The 20,855-nt window shown below is 43.3% G+C and carries 13 protein-coding genes; 6 read left to right on the top strand and 7 right to left on the bottom strand.

Translation table 11 applies throughout. The annotated features are described in order from the left end of the window. Window positions 1-177: 177 nt before the first annotated feature. Both WDM69_RS05815 and WDM69_RS05810 read right to left on the bottom strand, forming a co-directional pair. A complete protein-coding gene (locus WDM69_RS05815) occupies window positions 178-1,554 on the bottom strand; it encodes a homoserine dehydrogenase (RefSeq protein WP_338755103.1) in 1,377 nt (458 codons plus the stop codon). A 193-nt stretch (window positions 1,555-1,747) separates the two neighbouring features. Beyond that, entirely contained in the window at window positions 1,748-2,599 is an 852-nt protein-coding gene (locus WDM69_RS05810) for a DsbC family protein (protein ID WP_078306787.1), read from the bottom strand. 424 nt (window positions 2,600-3,023) lie between these two features. Between WDM69_RS05810 and WDM69_RS05805 the strand changes: the two genes are divergently transcribed. After that, on the top strand, window positions 3,024-3,929 hold the full coding sequence (locus WDM69_RS05805; protein WP_078307049.1) for a DUF808 domain-containing protein: 906 nt from the start codon (window positions 3,024-3,026) through the stop codon (window positions 3,927-3,929). A gap of 397 nt (window positions 3,930-4,326) precedes the next feature. Here WDM69_RS05805 and WDM69_RS05800 read toward each other — a convergent pair whose 3' ends face one another. Beyond that, complete coding sequence (locus WDM69_RS05800) at window positions 4,327-7,875, bottom strand: Rne/Rng family ribonuclease (RefSeq protein WP_338755102.1); 3,549 nt, start codon at window positions 7,873-7,875, stop codon at window positions 4,327-4,329. 702 nt (window positions 7,876-8,577) lie between these two features. Between WDM69_RS05800 and WDM69_RS05795 the strand changes: the two genes are divergently transcribed. Beyond that, window positions 8,578-9,738 (top strand): RluA family pseudouridine synthase, encoded by a 1,161-nt coding sequence (locus WDM69_RS05795; protein WP_338755101.1) that lies wholly within the window; start codon window positions 8,578-8,580, stop codon window positions 9,736-9,738. Between the two features lie 57 nt (window positions 9,739-9,795). On the opposite strand, the gene WDM69_RS05790 is transcribed toward WDM69_RS05795, so the two are convergent. Then, a complete protein-coding gene (locus tag WDM69_RS05790) occupies window positions 9,796-11,754 on the bottom strand; it encodes an ATP-binding cassette domain-containing protein (RefSeq protein WP_078306783.1) in 1,959 nt (652 codons plus the stop codon). A 161-nt stretch (window positions 11,755-11,915) separates the two neighbouring features. Between WDM69_RS05790 and WDM69_RS05785 the strand changes: the two genes are divergently transcribed. Then, window positions 11,916-12,140, top strand: coding sequence for a SlyX family protein (locus WDM69_RS05785; protein WP_078307047.1), 225 nt, complete (start codon window positions 11,916-11,918; stop codon window positions 12,138-12,140). 4 nt (window positions 12,141-12,144) lie between these two features. Here WDM69_RS05785 and WDM69_RS05780 read toward each other — a convergent pair whose 3' ends face one another. Continuing rightward, the gene (locus WDM69_RS05780) at window positions 12,145-13,290 is read right to left on the bottom strand and encodes a PhoH family protein (protein ID WP_078306782.1); all 1,146 of its coding nucleotides are present in this window, start codon (window positions 13,288-13,290) and stop codon (window positions 12,145-12,147) included. Window positions 13,291-13,527: 237 nt separating this feature from the next. Here WDM69_RS05780 and WDM69_RS05775 point away from each other — a divergent pair, with 237 nt between their 5' ends. The 3 genes from WDM69_RS05775 to WDM69_RS05765 all read left to right on the top strand — a co-directional run bounded on the left by WDM69_RS05775 (window position 13,528) and on the right by WDM69_RS05765 (window position 16,922). Continuing rightward, window positions 13,528-14,877 (top strand): FAD-dependent monooxygenase, encoded by a 1,350-nt coding sequence (locus WDM69_RS05775; protein ID WP_338755100.1) that lies wholly within the window; start codon window positions 13,528-13,530, stop codon window positions 14,875-14,877. A gap of 116 nt (window positions 14,878-14,993) precedes the next feature. Beyond that, window positions 14,994-16,235: an FAD-dependent monooxygenase gene (locus WDM69_RS05770; RefSeq protein ID WP_338755099.1), complete on the top strand. Its 1,242-nt coding sequence runs from the start codon at window positions 14,994-14,996 to the stop codon at window positions 16,233-16,235. A 15-nt stretch (window positions 16,236-16,250) separates the two neighbouring features. Beyond that, a complete protein-coding gene (locus tag WDM69_RS05765; RefSeq protein WP_338755098.1) occupies window positions 16,251-16,922 on the top strand; it encodes a YoaK family protein in 672 nt (223 codons plus the stop codon). Between the two features lie 155 nt (window positions 16,923-17,077). On the opposite strand, the gene WDM69_RS05760 is transcribed toward WDM69_RS05765, so the two are convergent. Both WDM69_RS05760 and alaS read right to left on the bottom strand, forming a co-directional pair. Then, entirely contained in the window at window positions 17,078-17,560 is a 483-nt protein-coding gene (locus tag WDM69_RS05760) for an MgtC/SapB family protein (protein ID WP_338755097.1), read from the bottom strand. Between the two features lie 370 nt (window positions 17,561-17,930). Beyond that, window positions 17,931-20,603: an alanine--tRNA ligase gene (gene alaS / locus WDM69_RS05755; RefSeq protein WP_338755891.1), complete on the bottom strand. Its 2,673-nt coding sequence runs from the start codon at window positions 20,601-20,603 to the stop codon at window positions 17,931-17,933. Between the last annotated feature and the right edge of the window lie 252 nt (window positions 20,604-20,855).

Genomic DNA, 20,855 nt, shown 5'->3' with positions numbered 1-20,855 from the left:
GTAAGACATTGAATATAGTGAGATGAGTATAGCAAAACTTATTGCATCTAACAATTGCCTTATATCGACCGCCTGAAGGCGGTGGTTTTACGGCAACGGAGGATAAAAAATGGCCGATAAAAAAGCCTGCTTGGCATAAGCAGACTCTTATCACGATTTTTTGCTTTATCCAGTTGTTTAATCCAGCTCTTCTAGGCGAATACGTACGATTTTATCTTTGATGATGTCCAGTGCTTCCATTTTAGTGATGGCATCATTCATGTTTTTTTCGGTGATGGGTTGGGTTAAAATCACCACAGGTACGATGTTTGGGGTATGATTGGCAGACGGCTCACGTTGCTGATTTGGCAACAATGTATCATGACTATGGTCATGGTCTGGCTGTTGTAAGATGGCATCAATATTGATGTCTGCATCGCTTAAAATCTGTGTGATGGTTGCCAATACCCCTGGGTGGTCTAGGGTGGTTAAGCGTAAATAGTAGCCTGTGAGCATTTGTTCGGCAGGTAATAATGTGGGTGTGTTTAAGTGGTCGGGGTGGTAGGATAAATGTGGCACATGATGCCCACCATCTGCCACACTCAACACACGCACCAAATCCATGACATCTGCCATGACTGCTGATGCGGTTGCTCCTGCTCCTGCACCATCGCCATAATACAAGGTTTGTCCTAATGGGTGAGCATCGATAAGCACGGCATTTTTAACGCCATTGACATTAGCAAGCAAGGTGTCTTCTGGGATTAAAGTGGGGTGAACTCGTAATTCAATACCTGTGTTGCCATCATTGAGTGTGCGACGTTTGGCAAAGCCCAAATGTTTGATGCGATAGCCAAGCTCTTGGGCATACATCACGTCTTGGTTGGTGATTTTGGTGATGCCTTCGCAATACACATGTTCAAAAGCCAGTGGCATACCAAATGCAATCGATGCCAATAATGCCAACTTATGAGCGGCGTCTGTGCCTTCCACATCAAAGGTGGGGTCAGCTTCGGCATAGCCTAACTGCTGTGCTTCGCTCAGCACATCAGCAAAGGGTCTTGCCTTATCACGCATTTCACTTAAAATAAAATTGCCTGTCCCATTGATGATGCCAGCCAGCCAATCGACTTTATTGGCAGCAAGGGATTCTCGCATGACTTTAATAATCGGAATTCCCCCAGCCACAGATGCTTCAAATGCCACATGCACATGATGTTGTTCTGCTAAGGCAAAAATGTCATTGCCATGCTCTGCCAACAATGCTTTATTGGCAGTTACCACATGCTTACCATGTTGAATGGCATGGGTTATCACGTCTTTGGCAACTGTTGTGCCACCAATGACTTCAATGACAATGTCCACATCATCGCTGGCAACAATGGACATTAAGTCAGCATTTTGCTTAATTTGACTGTCTATGTCATCACGTTGTCGGCGTGTGCCAACATGGGTGATGATGATGTCTTTGCCACTTCTGCGTTTTAGCTCTGTCAGGTTATCTTTTAACAGGTTAACCACACCTGTGCCAACTGTACCAAGTCCTAAAACAGCCAATCTGATGGGGTTATTCACAACGTCCTCGTGTATTTTGTTGAATGCAAAAATTGTTTAAAGTGTTCATGTAACAGCTTAAAAGTTTAAGAGCTTAAACGTCAATTTAAACTCAAAAAACTTAAACTTAACTCACTAACTAAAAATAACCAGCTAAGCAACTAAGCAAATAAATCAGCAAAGAAAGTTAAGTTAAAATCACAGACCCAATCTGTTACAGACCCAATTCCGAAAGCAACTGGTTGGGAGGCAGATAACCGCCAAGCTGTCTGCCTTGTTCATCAAAGACCGCAGGCGTGCCTTGCACACCCAAGCTAAAACCCAGTTCGGTATGACGGTTGACCGCTGAATCACAGGTTGCTAAAGGATTTTGACCACCATTTTTGGCTTTTTCAAAGGCAGATTTGCGATCAGGAGCACACCATACAGATTGCATGATGGTCAGTGCTTGTGGGTTTCTTGGCCATGCCAAATAACGCACTTCAACCCCTGCTTCGTTTAAGGTTGGTACGTCTTGATGTAAGCGTTGGCAGTAGGGACAAGTGGCATCAGTAAAGGCATAGATTACCGCTTTGGTATCGGTTTTGGCAGGATAAACCACCATGTCCGTGATGGGTTCGGCTGCCAGTTTGTCTTTGGCAAAATCTTGCATTAGCTTGGCAGAAATGTCCACAGGTTCGGCATCTCCCACTTGTACAATCTGCCCTTGAATGACGTGCTTGCCTTGCTTGTCAGTAAAAAATGGTGCCATATCACTTGAGCTGACCCAGTAGATGTTATCCACAGCAGTGGGTTTGATTGATAGAATATTGATATCAATGCCAGATTTCTTTAGATTGTTACGCACATTGTCTAGTACTTGTTGTGCCTCTGGGCTGTCGGCTATGATGGTTTGGGTGGGTTGAGCTGAAGCGGTCTTGACTGTCTCAGATTGAGCTGTTTGGGTGTTGTTTTTGTTACTTTGCTTGTCATTTGAATCAGCATTGGCACTACAAGCTGTTAAGAGCATGGCTAAGCTTAAGGCAACACTTAAGGTGGTAAAGGGTGCTTTAGAAAATGGACGCATAACATCTATCCTAAATGATTCATCAGTGATTTGGTTTGAGTGGTTTGGTTATGATTGATTGGTTGTGGTTAAAAAGTCATCGTACAGAGCAGAGCATATAGAGTAGACCATACACAGCAGACAATGCAGTATGAAATACGAATATGAATAAAAACTGCGGATAATCGTAAAAACATGGAAAAAAGAATTCATTTTAACATAAATTAGGCAAAATTTGCATTTATAATTTGCTTATGGCATTTGGATACATTTTTTATCAAATATGGGCTGTCATTGTCAAATAAATTGGCTAGACTGGCTATCAATAATATGATGTTAAATGTGATGTAAGAAAAGAGCAATGTGATGTTAAGCATCATGTCATGCTAAATTTCTTAACCATTTTTGGCTTTTAAGTTTTTAATCAGTGATTTTGAGGGTGATGATGGCTTCGGTAAGTTTATTGGCATTATTAGATGACATCAGTTTAATCATGGACGATGTGTCGGTGATGTCCAAAGTGGCGATGAAAAAAACAGCAGGTGTGTTGGGTGATGATTTGGCATTAAACGCTGAGCAAGTCAGTGGTGTGAATCCCAGTCGAGAATTGCCTGTGGTGTGGGAAGTGGCAAAAGGCTCACTGGTGAATAAGGTGATTTTAGTCCCATTGGCATTATTTTTAAGTGCCATTTATCCACCGTTGGTAACTTGGCTTTTGATGTGTGGGGGATTGTTTTTGTCCTATGAAGGGGCTCAAAAGGTGCTACATAAGTTTTGGCCACATTTGTCTGAACATGATGAAACGTTTGAAGTTCATAAACTGGCACATGTGAATGAACAGATGGATTTGGTTATTTATGAAAAAGATAAAATCAAAGGGGCGATACGCACCGATTTTATTTTGTCTGCTGAGATTGTGGTGATTGCATTAAGCACAATGACACAAGCACCATTTATGACCAAAGCTGTGGCGTTATCAACCATTGCCATTTTGATTACCGTTGGCATTTATGGCTTGGTGGCAGGCATTGTTAAAATAGATGATTTGGGTTTGTATTTGATTAAACAAAACAGTGATAGCAAACAAAAAATTGGCCATTTACTGTTAATATCTGCCCCTAAGCTGATGAAATGTTTATCCATTGCTGGCACATTTGCCATGTTTTTGGTGGGAGGTGGTATTTTGGTGCATGGTATCCAATTTTTGCATGATGAAGTTGAGCATATCGCTGACTTAACAGGGATATTTTCTGGATTAACCGTCAATGTGATAAATGGCATGATTGGGTTGTTGGTTGGTCTTATTATTGTGGCAGTGATGACACTGATTGGTAAAAAGCATGCTTTTTAGTTTTAAATCAGTGCCTAATATTGTATTGTGTCATACCGCCTATTTTTTATACATCATAGTTTTTATGCATAAAGTCGCATGTTGGTAATAGCCAAATAAGAAATTAAACGAGTAAGCGCAGCAACTCTGCTTAACAGCTTTATTCTTGTTTTTGGCGATAAGTAAAATAAGACACAACGATAAACATAGACAATAATGATACCAAGCCCCATATTAATGTTAAATAAAAAAAACATCATCAAATGTTAATCATCATCAAATATTAATAATGGAAAAACCAACATATAATAGAAATGAACCGCACCTCAAAAGTTAAACATCAAATCTTACTTTTGAGGTGATATTTTTTGAGGTGATGTTTAAGGCTCATTTCTACCTAATTTTAAAAATGGCGGTTTTATTTCACCGTATCATCTGCTGAGTTATCCAAATTTTTTGGTGCATTTGCCGTATCACCATTGGCTTTAGGGGTGGCAGGCTTTTTGCGTTTGCGATTTTTTGGAATGTTTGTGCCAACAGGAATGCTGGATAATATCATTCGAGTTGTTTCTTTTGGTAGCATTTGCTCCGCCACATTCTCTATCATGTTTTTGTACTTTTCAAGTGTGTCCATGCTTTGGTTTGGCTCAGATGCTTGCTTTTGTACTGAGTCATGAAGCAAATGGCGCTGTTGCTTGGCTTCGGTATCAGACTGTTGAGATAAGTCGGTATCATCATCTTGATTGATGGCTGGTTTATGATGAGTTCCACGAGGGTCATTGCTGGCACGAGGCTTTAATGGGGTGGGAGCAACTTCGGTCTTACCTTGCACACATTGATGTTTGGCAACAGGGGTGATGGCATCTGCAAAGTTGTATAAATAGCTGTCGCTCAATGGCTGGTAGCCATAATTGCTAAAATCAAAGTCATTTGTATGATTGGCATCAGTGATGTTTGTGCTGTTGTCAGTATCATTCATGTTCATGCTATTTGCTGTTTGCATGAATGCGTGGTGCAGTTCTATGGATTTGATAAAGCAAGCAATCACACCGTCTTGCTTTATGCGATTTTGAGCATCTGGCAGATGACGATGGATAAATTGCCCCACACTGCCTGTGATGGTGCTTGTGTTGGCGGTGAATTTTTTACTGGCCAAACTTGTCATGCTTTGGGCATCGTTTGATTGTGCTTGTTTGCTTGCCATGACAACTCGTGGGTCATTGCTGGCGTTTCCGTATTTTTCTGCTGTAACATAGCGGTTGGCAAATAAAGAATGCCAGTCATAATTGATACTGGCAGGGTGATGAGTGTCATCAGTTATGTCATTGTGGCTGGTTTTATCCGTGATGTCCGTATGATGGGTAGTGTGTTCGCTGTTCTTGCCACCATCATCATTACCATCATTATTGACAGTATTTGTATTATGGTGCTTGTCCGTGGTCATATCAGCGGTCAAATCATCGGTTGTGTCATCATCTAATGACAGATGCACCACTTTTGTGGTTTTGCCACTGGCATCAGTTCGGTTGATTCGGATTTCTACGTTATCAGGGTTTTGATGACGTTGTGATTTATCGATTGTTGCTGTTTGAGTGTCTTTTGTTGTTTGTTGATAAGACTTATCCGTATCGGTTTTGTTGTTACTGGGCTTATTTGTGGATTTTTCTTTGCCTTGCTTATCTTGCTGCTGTTCTTGACGTGATGATTGGTTGTCATCTTTGACAGTAACGTCAGCGATGAGTGTGTCATGGCGGACAAAGTTACCACGAGAGTCACGTTGGCTGTTTGGTTCACGTTTGGGCTTGTTGTTTTGGTTGTCTTGATGCTCTTGTTTACCAGCGTGTTTACCAGCGTGTTTGTCATCTGTGTTGTTTGAGTGATGACCATTATCATGCTCATCATCTTGACGACGGTCTTTTTTTCTGTTGTGTTGTTTGTGTTGATTTTTGTTTTTACGAGGTTTGCGTTGCTTTTTGTCTTGAGGGTCTTGCTCATCTTGACTGTCTTGCTTGTCGTGTTGCTCAGATTGTTTATTGGTGGGTGCTGTGCTGTTTATTTGGGCAAAGGCAGTTGGGTTGATTTGCCCCATTGCTCCTAAGCTGGTTGCTCCTGAATTGACCAAGCTTTCAATGGCTTGGGTGGCGGTTTGGTTATTGAGACTGTCTGAGGTAACCGCTTGGGGTGTGGGTGCAAACAGGTTTGTGAGCCATGCGATGGCTTGTGGCTGTGGTTGAGATTGGGCTTGTGGCGTTGTGGCAGATGTTTGCTGGCCGTTTTGTGGGGCAGTGTGGGTGTCTTTATCGTTGCCACTGTGATTGTCATTTTTGGTGTTGCTTTTGGTATCGTCATCCATGACAGTTGTTTGTGATGATGATTGTCTTGGTTTGCGAGTCGGCTGTTGTTCTGGGCGTTCGCTTTCGGCGGTTTGCCAGTTGATTTCATAGCCACGGTCATGGCTTTCTTGTTGTTGGCTGTCAGTGACCCGCTCATAGCTTGAGGGGGCAAAACCATCGCGATTGAAGTGAATTGTGTAGTTGGGCGATTCCATGTGAGCGTGTGGCAAAATGGTGATGCGTGTGCCACTGTCTTGCTCCAGATATACCAAGCTTTCACGTTTTTCATTGAGCAAAAATGCCGCAATGTCAGTGGGGACTTCGGCTTGTACTTCACCTTGACGCTCTTTTAGGGCAGTCTGCTCAATCTGACGCATGATGGACAGTGATAACGAGCGTAGGTCTCGTATCATGCCGTTGCCATGACAACGAGGGCAGATATAACCTGTTGACTCTTCAAGAGACGGGCGTAAACGCTGGCGACTCATCTCCATCAAACCAAATTTGGAAATTTCACCAAACTGCACTCTGGCTCTGTCATAACGGCAGGCTTCAACCAAGCGTTTTTCCACGTCTTTTTGATGTTCACGTTCATTCATATCAATAAAATCAATGACAATCAAGCCACCCATATCACGCAAACGCAGTTGGCGAGCAATCTCATCAGCCGCTTCTAGGTTAGTGTGGTAGGCGGTTTCAGCAACATCAGACCCTTTGGTAGATTTGGCAGAATTGATGTCAATGGATACCATCGCTTCGGTTTGGTCAATGACGATTGAGCCACCAGATGGCAAACGCACTTCTCGTTGATAGGCGGTTTCGATTTGTTTTTCGATGCCAAAACGAGCGAACATGGGTTCATAATCGGTATACTTACGCAATTTATCGCTTTGGGTGGGCATGACAGCGGTGATAAAATTGGCAGCTTCATGGTAGGCATTTTCGCTGTCTATCCATATCTCACCGATGTCATCTCGTAAATAGTCACGCACCGCACGAGTCACCACGCCTGCTTCTTGGTGGACAAGACGGGGTGAGGCATAGCGGTCGTTTTGCTCTTGAATGGATTGCCAAATGCTCAGTAGGTGGTTAAGGTCGTGTTGCAAATCTTCTAAGGATTTGCCAATGCCAGCGGTGCGGATAATGACGCTCATGCCTTTTGGCATTTCAAGGTTGGATAACAACCGCTTCATGTCATCACGGATTTTACCAGATATTTGTCGAGAAATACCACCACCACGAGGATTGTTGGGCATCAGTACCAAATAACGCCCTGCCAAAGACACATAAGTGGATAAAGCAGCACCTTTATTGCCACGTTCTTCTTTTTCAACTTGCACAATGAGCGTGTCGCCTTCTTTGATGAGGCTTTTGATGTTTTCGTCTCTTGGGTTGCCTTTTAGGTATTGCTGAGCGATTTCTCGAATGGGTAAAAAACCTTGTCGCTCTGAGCCGTATTCAACAAATACCGCTTCAAGCGATGGCTCGACACGGGTCACATGACCTTTGTAGATGTTGGCTTTTTTTTGTTCACGAGTGCGATTTTCCAAATCAAAATCGTACAGATGATTGCCTTTACATAAGGCGACACGAATTTCTTCGGCATGAGTGGCGTTGATAAGAATGCGTTTCATAATGGTGTCCAAATGGTTCTGGACAACGCAGTTAGCAATAATAAATGGGCAGACAATCTTATGTTGGCTTATGATGGTTTGGCTTAGCTTGTTACTTGATTATCTTATCAATAAAAATCGATTAAAAATGTCTCAATGTATTCATGTGTCAATGTATTAAGTATCAACATATCAAGTACTCAATATTAAGTGCTCAACATGTCAATTAGGCATCAAACGTACCAACATGACGTATCAGTCAGTCAAAAGCAGTCTGGGACGGTTGGCCATTGATGTGTCTCAATGACAGAAAATGACAGGACATGTCTTGTGTCATTTATCCAGCACGGCTTTTATGACAGCTTACTTAAGCTCATTACTTAGCTTGGTGGTTTTGGTCATCAAATATTTATTATGTTTGCCAATAAACTGCATTGTCAAAAAAAGTATTAAGTTTAACCCACTAAAACAAAGGTTATGTGTGTTAGTGTGGCATTGGGGTGTTGCAAGAACGTGATGTGATTGGGCAGTGATGTTGTCTTAGCTTGTTTTAAACACTAAATTTTAAACACTAAAAAAGCATGATGCTTTAACGCACAAAATCTAATAAATTTTGACAAGCGAACTTTGAAACCTTGTTTATTTAAAACCTTGTTTAAAAGCAGCCTTGTTTCAAACTTATTTTAAAAATTGTGGTAAAACTTACCTGCACATTTTTGCAACATGGTAAACTATAGCAAATCTTTGGCAAAACACCTAATAAAAGTTGTAAAAAATCTTATGAATAAGTCATCATCACCGCATCAAACTAAGCAACATCAAGCCAAACAATTTTCTCAACGCACCCACAAAACCCACAATGCCCACAATGCCCACAACACAAAGCACCGTCCGATGAGTGCCGATGCTGACATTGAGAACTTTGCTCAAGTCAATTATTTGCAAGTGACTGGTCATCAGCATGAACAACGTTTGGATAATTTTTTGCTCAGTCGATTAAAGGGACTGCCCAAGTCGCACCTGTATAAAATGATACGGTCTGATGAAATCCGCATCAACAATAAACGCTGTAAGCCACACGATAGGCTATGTCGTGGCGATGTGGTGCGTGTTGCCCCTGTTAGGTTGCCCAGCCGTGAAGTCCCCATCATCAGCGATAAGTTTGCCCAAGATTTGATGCAACGGGTGGTGTATGAAGATGATGGATTGCTGGTGCTTGATAAGCCGTCTGGCATGGCGGTGCATGGCGGTGGTGGTGAAGATTATGGGGTGATTGAAGCAATGCGTCATGTGACTGGCAAAAAATATCTTGAACTGGTGCATCGCATTGATAAAGACACGTCAGGCTTGTTGATGATGGCAAAAAAACGCTCTGTGTTAAAACAATTACAACAGCACCTACGAGATAAAACCATTCAAAAACATTATCTGTGTGTTGTGGCAGGGCATCTGGTGTTGAATGAACAGCTGATAGATTTTCCCCTAATTCGTTACACATTGGCAAATGGTGAACGCCGGGTACGAATCAGTCAAGATGACCCACAAGCCAAAGCCAGTCAAACGCAAATCAAAGTCAAACAAAGGTTTAAACTCATCAAGCAGGCAAGTGCGACAGATGATAAAAATGACGCTAACACAAGTCAAACGATGCCTGTTTCTTTCATCGAAGCCCTACCAAAAACAGGACGTACGCATCAGATACGGGTGCATTTGGCACAGTTGGGGCATGCGTTGCTGGGTGATGATAAATATAACCCACATGACGTCTCTGGCGTGAGACGATTGTGCTTACACGCATGGCAATTACAAATCCCTAATTATCCCTTAATCTGTACCGACTTACCCACAGACATCAGTGAGCTGTTGCCAAAAGATGGGCGATGATATGGACGATAAGATAAGCGTGAACGATAAGAAGATAAGCATGAGCGATAAGATAAGTCAGATGGTTTGATGACTTTCTAACTCATCCCAACGCTCAAGTTTTGCTAACAGTAACTCATCAATCTGTGCCAAACGTTCACTGGCTTTTGTTGCCCCAACCAAGTCAGTGTTAAACCAACTGCCATCTGCCAATTTATCTTGTAGTTGTTGTTGTTCGGTCTCAAGCTCACCAATTTCAGCAGGTAAGCCATCTAGCTCTCGCTGCTCTTTATAGCTCAGTTTTCGACTGGCTTTTGCTTGTTGGGGTGCGGTTTGTTTGGCTGTGGTTTTGTTGGGCTTGTCTTTGGTGTGTTGGTCTTTGGGTTGATTTTTTATGGCGGATTGTTGCCGTTGTTTTTGCACCAGATAATCTTGATAACCACCCACATATTCTTGTACCACACCGTTGCCATTGGCATCGGTGCTAAACACCCAAGTACTGGTAACCACATTGTCCATAAAAGCACGGTCATGACTAATTAATAATAATGTGCCGTTAAAACTGGCAACGGATTCTTCTAGTAGCTCAAGGGTTGGCATGTCTAAATCATTCGTCGGCTCATCTAATACTAAAATGTTGGCAGGTTTGAGCAGTTGTTTGGCAAGCAACACACGATTGCGTTCACCACCTGATAGGGCTTTGACAGGCGTTCTGGCACGCTCAGGGGAAAACAAAAAATCTTGCAGATAGCTTATGATGTGCGTTTTGCGACCACCAACTTCGATGTGGTCTGAGCCTTCAGAGACGTTTTGAGCAACACTGGCTTCCAAATCAAGCTGGTCTCTGAGCTGGTCAAAAAACGCCACTTGCAAATTTGTCCCCAATTTAACACTGCCTGTCTGAGTGATGTCATCATTGTTCATGCCCAATATGGCTTTGATGAGTGTGGTTTTACCCACACCATTTGCCCCAATGATGCCGATGCGATCGCCACGCATGATGGTGGTGTTAAAGTTGTCTACCAACACGTTGCCGTCATATTCTAAATGCAAATTTTTAACATGACACACCAGCTTGCCACTTTGTTCAGCATCGTTCATGGTGATGTTGACTTGTCCGACTGCATCACGGCGTTGTTTGCGTTCTTCACGCAACTGTTTTAATGCTCTAACACGCCCTTCGTTGCGAGTGCGACGGGCTTTGATGCCTTGGCGTATCCACACTTCTTCTTGAGCCAGTTTTTTATCAAAGTTGGCAAAGGCTTTTTCTTCGGCTATCAGCTGTTGCTCTTTTAGCTCTTGATAACGGGCATAGCCTTTGATTCCTTGGCTCACGTCATAGCTGGACAGTTTGCCACGGTCAAGCTCCACAATGCGAGTGGCAAGCTTATCAACGAACTGCCTGTCGTGGGTGATGAATAACAGTGTCAGTCCTTGCCAGTCCAATAAAAACTGTTCAAGCCACTCAATGCTATCAATATCTAAATGGTTGGTTGGCTCATCAAGCAACAACACATTTGGGCGAGTAACCAATGCACGAGCAAGTAAAACTCGGCGTTTGCGACCACCAGATAATTCACTGATATCACCATCTGGATTTAGCCCCGTGTTGGTAATCAACGTGTTGGCTTGACGCTCTAAATCCCAACCATGTATCGCATCAATTTGGCTTTGTAACTGTGCCATTCGTTCACACGCCTGCATATTGCCATCTGCACATTGTTGGGATAGGTGGTGATAATCAGTCAATAACTCAGATGCTTGTTTATTACCGCCCATGACGATGTCTAGAATGTTGCCGTGATTTTCTGGTACGTCTTGTTCGAGCATGCCAATACGCACTGCGTTGTTAATGATGACTTCACCACTGTCAGGTTGTAAATCACCATGAATGAGCTTGAGTAACGTGGATTTGCCTTCACCATTGCGTCCAATCAGACAAAGGCGTTCCCCTGCATCAATGCTTAAATTCACCCCATCTAAAATCGGAGCAATGCCAAACGCCAAATGAATGTCTTTTAAATGTATCAGTGCCATAAGCCAAAATCGCCATCAAAATGCTAAGCTAAAAAATGCTTTAAGATAATTATGAGAAATAAACTATAAGAGTCATGTAAACATAAAAAGCAATTATATCATGTTACACTAACATCATTTAGATGAAAAAAAACAGTGTGATTAAAAAGAGTGTGATTAAAATGAACAACAACCTTCTTTTAGCCGATGACCTAACTGATTTACAAATCGCCGTTGCCCATTTGGAAATGACGGTAGACACGCTCAATCAAGTCATCAGCCGTCAAGATAAGCAAATCACTGACCTTCAAAGGCAACTACAACTGTTGTATGGTTATCTAGAACGTCAAGTCGACTCGGGCATCGCTTCATTTGATTTGCTGGCAGACCGTCCACCGCATTATTAACCAACTAAGCTTGTTGCATCGCTTCGGCTTCTTTTTGGCGGCGGCGTTCGGCTTTACGTTGTTCACGTTCACGTTCTTGCTGTTCGTCAAAGACATCATAGGCTTCCACAATCTTTTGCACCAACTGATGACGCACCACGTCTTTAGAATCAAATTTGGTGATGTGAATTTCTTTGATGGGTGCTAAAATGCGTAAGGCTTGTGCCAAGCCAGATTGATGCCCTCTTGGTAAATCCACCTGAGTAATGTCGCCTGTGATTACCGCACGAGAGCCAAAACCTAAGCGAGTTAAAAACATTTTCATTTGCTCTGGGGTGGTGTTTTGGGCTTCATCTAAAATCACAAACGAATGATTCAGCGTTCGCCCACGCATGTAGGCAAGGGGAGCAACCTCAATCACCTGTCGCTCTAAGAGCTTGCCTACTTTCTCAAAGCCAATCATCTCATACAAAGCATCATATAACGGACGCAAATAAGGGTCGATTTTTTGCGTCAAATCGCCTGGTAAAAACCCCAATTTTTCGCCCGCTTCTACTGCTGGACGCACCAGTAAAATCCGCTCAATTTCATTTCGCTCTAGCATGTCCACCGCACACGCCACCGCCAGATACGTTTTACCTGTCCCTGCAGGCCCAACCCCAAACGACACATCAGACGTTAAAATGCGTTTGACATATCGTTGTTGGTTATGCCCACGGGGAATGATGTTGCCCTTACGAGTTTTTAGCTTGATGGGGACATGGTCTTTATTGTTTGTCTTGCCATTGTTGTGGTTGTGATTGTGGTTGTCGGAGGCATCATCTGTGGGCGCAAGGTCGCTTGTGGGTAAAAGGTCGCTGTCATTAAATTCATCATCGTATGCGTCATCATGATAAGACAAATCATCACGAGATAGGCTGGTTTGGATAATTAAGTGCAATTCTTCGGCACTGATGTGTTGACTGTGCTGGGATTCTTGAGCCAGTTTGGTCAATATCAGTTCGCCACGCTCCACGGCATTTAAATCACCTGCGAGCGTAAAGGTGTGTTGGCGTTGGTTGATTTGAATGTCCAGACGGTCTTGAATGTATTTTAAATGATGATTGTATTCGCCCAGCAAAGTTTTAAGTTGTTTGGCATTTAGCTGGTCTAATGTCAATGTTCGTGTCATGCTATGGGTCAAGAGCTTGTCCTTATGTGGTTGATGTGGTTAAGGTTGGTTATTTTAAACAGTTGGTTATTTAAACAATAATGGCGATAAATGACTGACTAATCAAGTCATTTGCTGGGTGTTTTTTATCAGCATTTCACAAGTGCTTAAGATGTATTTATAATATGTTTTAATGGCAATCACTTACCAATGCCTAATGCTCAATAAACAACGGAAATAAATAACGGAAATCTGCCCATGTCCATTCAAGCAACCAACGACACCACTGACGATAACAGCACCCAAAACAACCGCCTAAGCACCCAAACAGTACTCATCATTGGTGGGGGCAATGTGGGCTTATCCTTTGCCTTATTATTGGCAGATAAAGGCATTCACAGCACTGTTTTGGAAAAAAATACCTACCCAAGCATCAGTCCAGATGAAGATTTAGACCCTGAACAATTTGACAGCCGTAATATGGCATTGTCTCGCCGTACCGTGCAGATTTATCAAAGCATCACATTACATGGTCATAAAAAACATGGTCATAAAAATGGCCATAAACTGTGGGACGACTTACAAAGTCATGCTTGTCGTATTGATGAAGTCAAAATCAGTGAACAAGGCAGTTTTGGTAAAGCCACCTTAGATAAACACGCTGAAGGGGTAGAAAGTTTTGGGCAAGTCATGGAAAATGCGTGGTTGAGCAAAAAATTGTTGCTTGCCGTACAAGCCAACCCACACATCACTCTGTTAGATGGGGCGACTTTAACTGACATTGAGCAAACTCCCAAAGAGGTAACGATTCACTTTCACCGACACAACAACCCCAATCACAACAATTCCAACCAAACGTTAACCGCTGATTTGTTGGTTGCTTGTGATGGTCAACACTCACCCAGTCGCAAGCTGTTGGGCATTGGCACAACATCGCATGATTATCACCAAGTGGGCATTGTTGGTGTGGTCATGACTGACAAACCGCATAATCATCAAGCCATTGAACGCTTTACATCGGCAGGCTTGGTGGCGGTGTTACCACTCACCGATGCCAATGGCGATGGGCGTGAGCGACAACAAGGCCATCGCCGTTCGGTGGTGTGGGTCTGTCCAACAGGAGAAGAACAGCGTTATTTAGCAGATGAGCAATATTTTTTGGACGCCATTCAAGCGTCATTTGGCAGTCGGGCAGGTAAGTTTATTAAAGTAGGCAAGCGTGGGGCATATCCACTGGTCAAAGTGTTGGCAGACAGCCAAGTGAAAGGTCGCTGTGTCATCATGGGTAATGCCGCTCACACCTTGCACCCTGTGGCAGGGCAGGGGTTTAATCTGTGTCTGCGTGATGCCGATACCTTAGCTAAGATGATACATCAACAAATTATGCGTGGTGGTGATATTGCTGATTCTCACATGTTATCAGCATATGAAAAACGTCGTAAAGCCGACCAAAAACGGGTTGAATGGTTTTGTGATGCGGTGGTGTATGGCTTTACGGTTAAAAATCCTGCATTAAAACTGGCTCGTAACGTGGCGTTGATTGCCTTTGACAAAGTGCCATTTATCAAGCCGATGGTGGCAACGTTTGCAATGGGATTGAAGAGTTAAAGCAGTCATTTTGGGTTGTGTCAGTGTTAGCGTTACATGACCTACTAAAATAATAGACATTATTTTTTAAAATTATGCAACATCAAATTTTAAAAAAGTATTTTGGTTTCATAACAATGAAAAATCATCAATCAACCTTAATCATTGGCGGTGGCATTGTCGGAGCAACCTTGGCGTTAAAACTTGCCAAAGCTTGCCACCCCGTTACTCTCATTGACGCTCGCCCAAAACTGTCACAAGCCGATTGGGAACAAAAGCTTGCCCAACGTGATGCTCGTGTCTATGCGTTAAGCCTTGCCAGTATTAACCTGCTTAAAGACGTGGGAGCATGGCAACGCATCGAACATAGTGGACGCAAAGTTGACTATACTCAAATGCACGTTTGGCAAAAAGATGGCAAAGGTGAGCTAAGATTTGCCGATGACGATGACACCGACATCTTGGGCAGTATGGTTGAGCCATTTATCATAGAAAAATCCTTGTATGATGGGTTTGCTGATGACGATGTTCAACCATTTTTGACCCACATTGCAGGGCATCAAGTCGTTGACATGACATGGCAAGGCGAACAAGCAGGCCATCAAATCACCCTTGATAATGGTGATACGCACCAAGCCAAACTGCTCATTGGGGCAGATGGGCGTCAGTCATTTGTGCGACAGCACGCAGGCATCAGATTAGATGTTTTAGACTATCAACAAACCGCCATATGTTGTGCCATTAAAACTGAGAAGACACACCAAGCCACTGCCAGACAGCTGATGTTGCCAACAGGCTCATTGGCATTATTACCGCTTGCTGATGTGAGCAAAACTGACCAAGCCAATCCACATCATTGGCAATCGGTGGTTTGGACATTGCCAACCAACATGGCTCTTGATTTATTAATGCTATCGCCCATCGAACTTGCCAAAGAGCTTGCTTTTGCCAGTGGTTATGAATTGGGCAACATTGAGCAAATTGACTCTATTGCCAGCTTTGCACTGACTGCTCAACACGCCAATGGCTATGCCAAGCCCAATCTTGTGCTGGTTGGTGATTCTGCTCATGGTGTACACCCATTGGCAGGGCAGGGGCTAAACTTAGGTATGCTGGACATCATGGCATTGACAGCGGTATTGCAAACAGACTTTAAGCGGTCGGGGGGCAAGTTATGGGCAGAATTTGCCACACTGCAACGCTATGAGCGAGAGCGGTACGCCAACAATGCCATGATGATGCACAGTTTTTCGATGATAAATTGGCTGTTTGCCAGCCAGTTGCGTCCTGTGCAATATGTGCGAAGTGAGGCGGTGAGCTTGATTGGTCAAATTAAACCAGTGATGCGGTTTTTTAAACGGCAGGCGAGTGGGGTTTGACATTTCTAACAGCTTATGATTAATAAACTACCCAAGTGGATATTATATGGCGGTTGTCTGCTGGCGTTTAATGCGGGTTGTGTCAACAGCACGGCATTGATAGGCTTTACTCATTTGTCCGTGTCGCATGTTACGGGTAATGTTACCTTATTTGCGTCTGCATTTGCCAAACAAGACCATATGACCTTGCTGATGATATGTGCGGTGCTGTTGGCGTTTTTGTTTGGTTCGGTGATGAGTGGTTTTATTGTCGGTCGCAACTCGTTGCAAGAAGGGCGACGGTATGGGGTGGCATTGCTGATAGAAGCAATCTTACTGATGGTGAGTTTGGCATTATTTTTGTTGCATCATGTGGCAGGGCAAATATTTGCCGCCATGGCATGTGGGTTACAAAATTCCATGGTTGCCACCTACAGCGGGGCGGTGATACGCACCACACATCTGACGGGCTTGACATCTGATATGGGGTCGGCGATAGGTAACTGGCTGGCTGGCAGACAAATCAATAAAAAAATGTTGCTGTTGCAAGCGATGATTTGGTATAGCTTTTGTGGCGGTGGGGTGGTTGGTGTGTATTTATATTTGCATTATGAATTTTTGGCATTGGCATTGCCTGTGATTATCATCTCAGCGGTGTGTGTGGCGTATTATGTGTGGCAGTATGGCAAACCGCATCAAGAAAAATAAATTTTTGTGATGTTTGATATTCTAGCCAACTGTCAACATTTTCAATAAATTTTTCTTTTAAAAAAACGTTTGATTGTCAGTCGGTAAGCGTTTTTTAATTGTTAATAGCCCATTTATTGAATGGCTTTGACCGTGATTTTCGTAATGTGAATTTATCAAACACCATCTTTATTATCTTCCAAATTAGATTTTAGTGGACTGACAAAATAAAAAACCAAGAATGTAAACACACTTAATATGACAGCAAGCTCCAATCGTCCCATGGCAACGGATACGCCAATACAACCAGCTGACCAAATCGCTGCCGCTGTTGATGTGCCTTCAACCATGCCATCTTGTTTTAAAATTGCCCCACCACCAATAAAACCAATGCCTGTTACCACACCACCGATGACACCACCAAGGATTTCGCCAGCAGCACCATCGTCTTGACCAATGAGCAACTCTAAGCCAATTAACGTAAATCCACAACTGGCAAGACTGACCAATGGAAAAGTTCGCAGACCGATGCTTTGTGAGCTGTTTTCACGATGATAGCCAATGGGCAACACCAGCACAAAAGCAATCACCATCTGCACTGTATGGGTGATGACAACGTCTAAATCAAAATCAAATAAATGAATCAAAACACCATTCATAGCATTTCCTTTGCCAAACCAGTATCAAATCATTACCCAACTAAAATTAATATAAAACCAAATCAGAATTCTATGTTTGGCTTGTTTTGTACACGATTTAAGAACCTGTATTCACAACATCTTTGCGATGAAAAATGTGATAAATCACCAGCTTTTCAAGGAAAAAATACAGGTTGATGGTCATTCTATCAAGCAAGTTTTTGACGCAGAAAAGCAAGATTTAGCCCCCAAGTTATAAAGGGGTCATGCAAAAGCAAAAATATATTGGCAAGTCTTAAAACAAAACTTTAAAGCGTGATGTTGTGAATGCAGGTTCTAATTTTTTATCACTTATCATCGTGTGCATTAAGGTTGTTATGCTCTTAAGCCATTAACCCAATTTCTCCCCAATCCAATCTGTCAAGCCAGTCATCAGCTTTGGCAGGTTCGCCACATCGGTTGCACCCCCTTGGGCAAAGTCTGGTTTGCCGCCACCTTTGCCGCCTAAGTTTTCGCTTAGGTGCTTGATGATGTCGCCTGCTTTGATTTTGCCTGTTAAGTGCTTGCCCACGCTTGCGGTCATGGCGATTTTATCTTCACCGTCTGCCGTATAAACGCTTGCCAGTATCACAATGCCATCAGCCAGTTTTGATTTCATGTCATCTGATAAGGTGCGTAATGCTTTATTATCCATGCCATTGACCGTGGCAATCAGTACTTTTTGACCATGAATGTCTTTTAGGTTGTCCGTCAATGAATTGGCATGCAGGCTGGCAAGTTTTTGGTTTAGCCGTTCAATTTGCTTTTCCAGATGACGGTTTTTGTCGCTCAACTGTGCCACACGCTGGGCAATTTCATGGCGTTTGGCTTTAAACTGATTGGCAAGTTGGTTTAATTGCTTATCGCCTTGTTGCACATAGTGAACCGCTCCCATGCCAGTAACGGCTTCTATACGGCGAATGCCTGCTGAAATGCCTTGTTCGCTTATGATTTTAAACAGCCCAATATCTCCTGTACGAGTCACATGCAGACCGCCACACAGTTCAATGGAAAATGGTTTGCCATCTTTATCGGTTGTACCCATGGACAGCACACGCACCGTATCGCCGTATTTTTCGCCAAAGAGCATCATCGCCCCTTTGTTTTTGGCACTGTCAATGTCCAAAATCTCAACATGGGCAGGGGTGTTGGCCAATATTTGTTGGTTTACCATGGTTTCAATTTGGCTGATGTTTTGTTCGGTCAATGGTTTGTCATATGAAAAATCAAAACGAAGCAAATCGCTGCTCACCATTGAGCCTTTTTGGCTAACCCCATCGCCCAATATGGTGCGTAAAGCGGCGTGTAGCAAATGAGTGGCGGAATGGTTTTTGGCACTGGACGCACGCACCTGACTTGCCACTTGGGCGGTCGCTGACTGGTTGCGGTTAATATGCCCCATTTTTACCACCCCATGATGAATGATGGCTTGTCCTGATTTTTGGGTGTCTAACACATCAAATACGCCAGATTCGGTGCTGATTTCGCCAAGCTCACCCACCTGTCCGCCACTTTCGGCATAAAATGGGGTTTTATCAAGGATTAACACGCCCTCATCACCTTCTGCCAGCGTATCAACCGCCTTGCCATCTTGATAAAGATGAATCACGGTGCTGTCATTATCAAGCCGTTCATAGCCCAAAAATTCGGTGGCACTGTCTACTTGAATGAGAGCGTGATAATCCATGGCAAATTTGCCTGCTTCACGCGCCCTTGCACGTTGCTCTGCCATGCTCATCTCAAAGCCCGCCTCGTCAATGGTGATGCCTTTTTCACGCACAATGTCCGCTGTCAAATCCGCAGGAAAACCATAGGTGTCATATAATTTAAACACCGTTTCACCTGCTAAGACATCGCCTTGTTGCAAGCTGTCCAATTCTTGCGACAGCAGTTTTAGCCCTTGCGATAATGTTTTGGCAAATTGTTCTTCTTCTTTTAAAATCGCTTGTTCAATTTTGTGCTGTTCATGACGCAGTTGGGGGTAGGCATCGCCCATGATGTCAGCAAGTGGGTGAACCAGCTGATAAAAGAACGCATCTGTTGCCCCAAGTTTGTTGCCATGACGCACCGCACGGCGAATGATGCGACGCAACACATAGCCACGCCCTTCATTGCTTGGGATAACCCCATCAGCAATCAAAAACGCCACCGAACGAATGTGGTCAGCAAGCACCTTTAAAGATGGCTCATTTTGAATGTCGGTGTCGGTTGGCAAGCCAATGATGTTGACCGCCTTTGTCATCAGCTTGGTAAAAATATCAGTCTCATAATTGCCATGCACCCCTTGCATGATGGCACTGATGCGTTCAAGCCCCATGCCTGTATCAACCGATGGCTTGGGCAGTGGCTGCATTGTGCCATCTTTTTGGCGGTTAAACTGCATAAAGACGCAGTTCCAAATCTCAATATAGCGGTCGCCATCTTCGTCAGGCGTGCCGGGCAGACCGCCCCAAATATGCTCACCATGGTCATAAAAAATCTCTGTGCAAGGACCACAAGGGCCTGTATCCCCCATCATCCAAAAGTTATCGGACTGGTACGCCCCGCCTTTATTATCGCCAATGGCAATGATACGCTCTTGGGGCAGACCGATGTCTTTGTGCCAAATATCAAAGGCTTCATCATCGGTGTGATAAACAGTCACATAAAGACGGTCTTTTGGCAGGGCAAGCCATTTTTCATCGGTTAAAAATTCCCACGCAAAGGCAATGGCGTCCTTTTTAAAATAATCACCAAAACTAAAATTGCCCAGCATCTCAAAAAAAGTATGATGGCGAGCGGTGTAGCCCACATTATCAAGGTCGTTATGCTTACCGCCAGCACGCACGCACTTTTGTGATGACACAGCACGCACATAGTCGCGCTTTTCTAACCCCAAAAAAGTATCTTTAAACTGATTCATGCCTGCATTGGTGAATAAAAGCGTGGGGTCATTGTGTGGAATGAGACTTGATGAGGGGACATGGGCATGCTGTTTTGAGACAAAAAAGTCAATAAAGGCTTGGCGAATTTGTGCTGATGTCATTTGAGTGGCAGAAGATGATGGTTGGCTCACAAGGCTCTCCTAAGATACAACAAGGATAAATACAAGGGTAAAAAATGATGCCATTATATCATGCCAATGGTGAATGATGGCGACAGATGACGAGTAAAATCATAAATATGGTCATGATGGATTCTGTAAGCTTTGTTAACCGTTCATAACTTGGTTATGATGTTATGTCATCTTTTTTATTCTAAAAATATATCTTCATCTTATAATTACTACTGATTGAAA

Source organism: Lwoffella lincolnii (genome assembly GCF_037201985.1).
Classification (GTDB): domain Bacteria; phylum Pseudomonadota; class Gammaproteobacteria; order Pseudomonadales; family Moraxellaceae; genus Psychrobacter; species Psychrobacter lincolnii.
The sequence above is the reverse complement of the archived record's forward strand: the minus strand, read 5'-3'. Positions and strand labels throughout refer to the sequence as shown.

Excerpts from the sequence above, each read along its gene's own strand:
- WDM69_RS05800 (WP_338755102.1), bottom strand. The coding sequence starts at position 7,875 with ATGAAACGCATTCTTATCAACGCCACTCATGCCGAAGAAATTCGTGTC.
- WDM69_RS05795 (WP_338755101.1), top strand. The coding sequence starts at position 8,578 with ATGGTAAACTATAGCAAATCTTTGGCAAAACACCTAATAAAAGTTGTA.
- WDM69_RS05780 (WP_078306782.1), bottom strand. The coding sequence starts at position 13,290 with ATGACACGAACATTGACATTAGACCAGCTAAATGCCAAACAACTTAAA.
- WDM69_RS05805 (WP_078307049.1), top strand. The coding sequence starts at position 3,024 with ATGGCTTCGGTAAGTTTATTGGCATTATTAGATGACATCAGTTTAATC.
- WDM69_RS05765 (WP_338755098.1), top strand. The coding sequence starts at position 16,251 with ATGATTAATAAACTACCCAAGTGGATATTATATGGCGGTTGTCTGCTG.
- WDM69_RS05770 (WP_338755099.1), top strand. The coding sequence starts at position 14,994 with ATGAAAAATCATCAATCAACCTTAATCATTGGCGGTGGCATTGTCGGA.
- WDM69_RS05760 (WP_338755097.1), bottom strand. The coding sequence starts at position 17,560 with ATGAATGGTGTTTTGATTCATTTATTTGATTTTGATTTAGACGTTGTC.
- WDM69_RS05790 (WP_078306783.1), bottom strand. The coding sequence starts at position 11,754 with ATGGCACTGATACATTTAAAAGACATTCATTTGGCGTTTGGCATTGCT.
- WDM69_RS05785 (WP_078307047.1), top strand. The coding sequence starts at position 11,916 with ATGAACAACAACCTTCTTTTAGCCGATGACCTAACTGATTTACAAATC.
- WDM69_RS05775 (WP_338755100.1), top strand. The coding sequence starts at position 13,528 with ATGTCCATTCAAGCAACCAACGACACCACTGACGATAACAGCACCCAA.
- WDM69_RS05810 (WP_078306787.1), bottom strand. The coding sequence starts at position 2,599 with ATGCGTCCATTTTCTAAAGCACCCTTTACCACCTTAAGTGTTGCCTTA.
- alaS (WP_338755891.1), bottom strand. The coding sequence starts at position 20,603 with ATGACATCAGCACAAATTCGCCAAGCCTTTATTGACTTTTTTGTCTCA.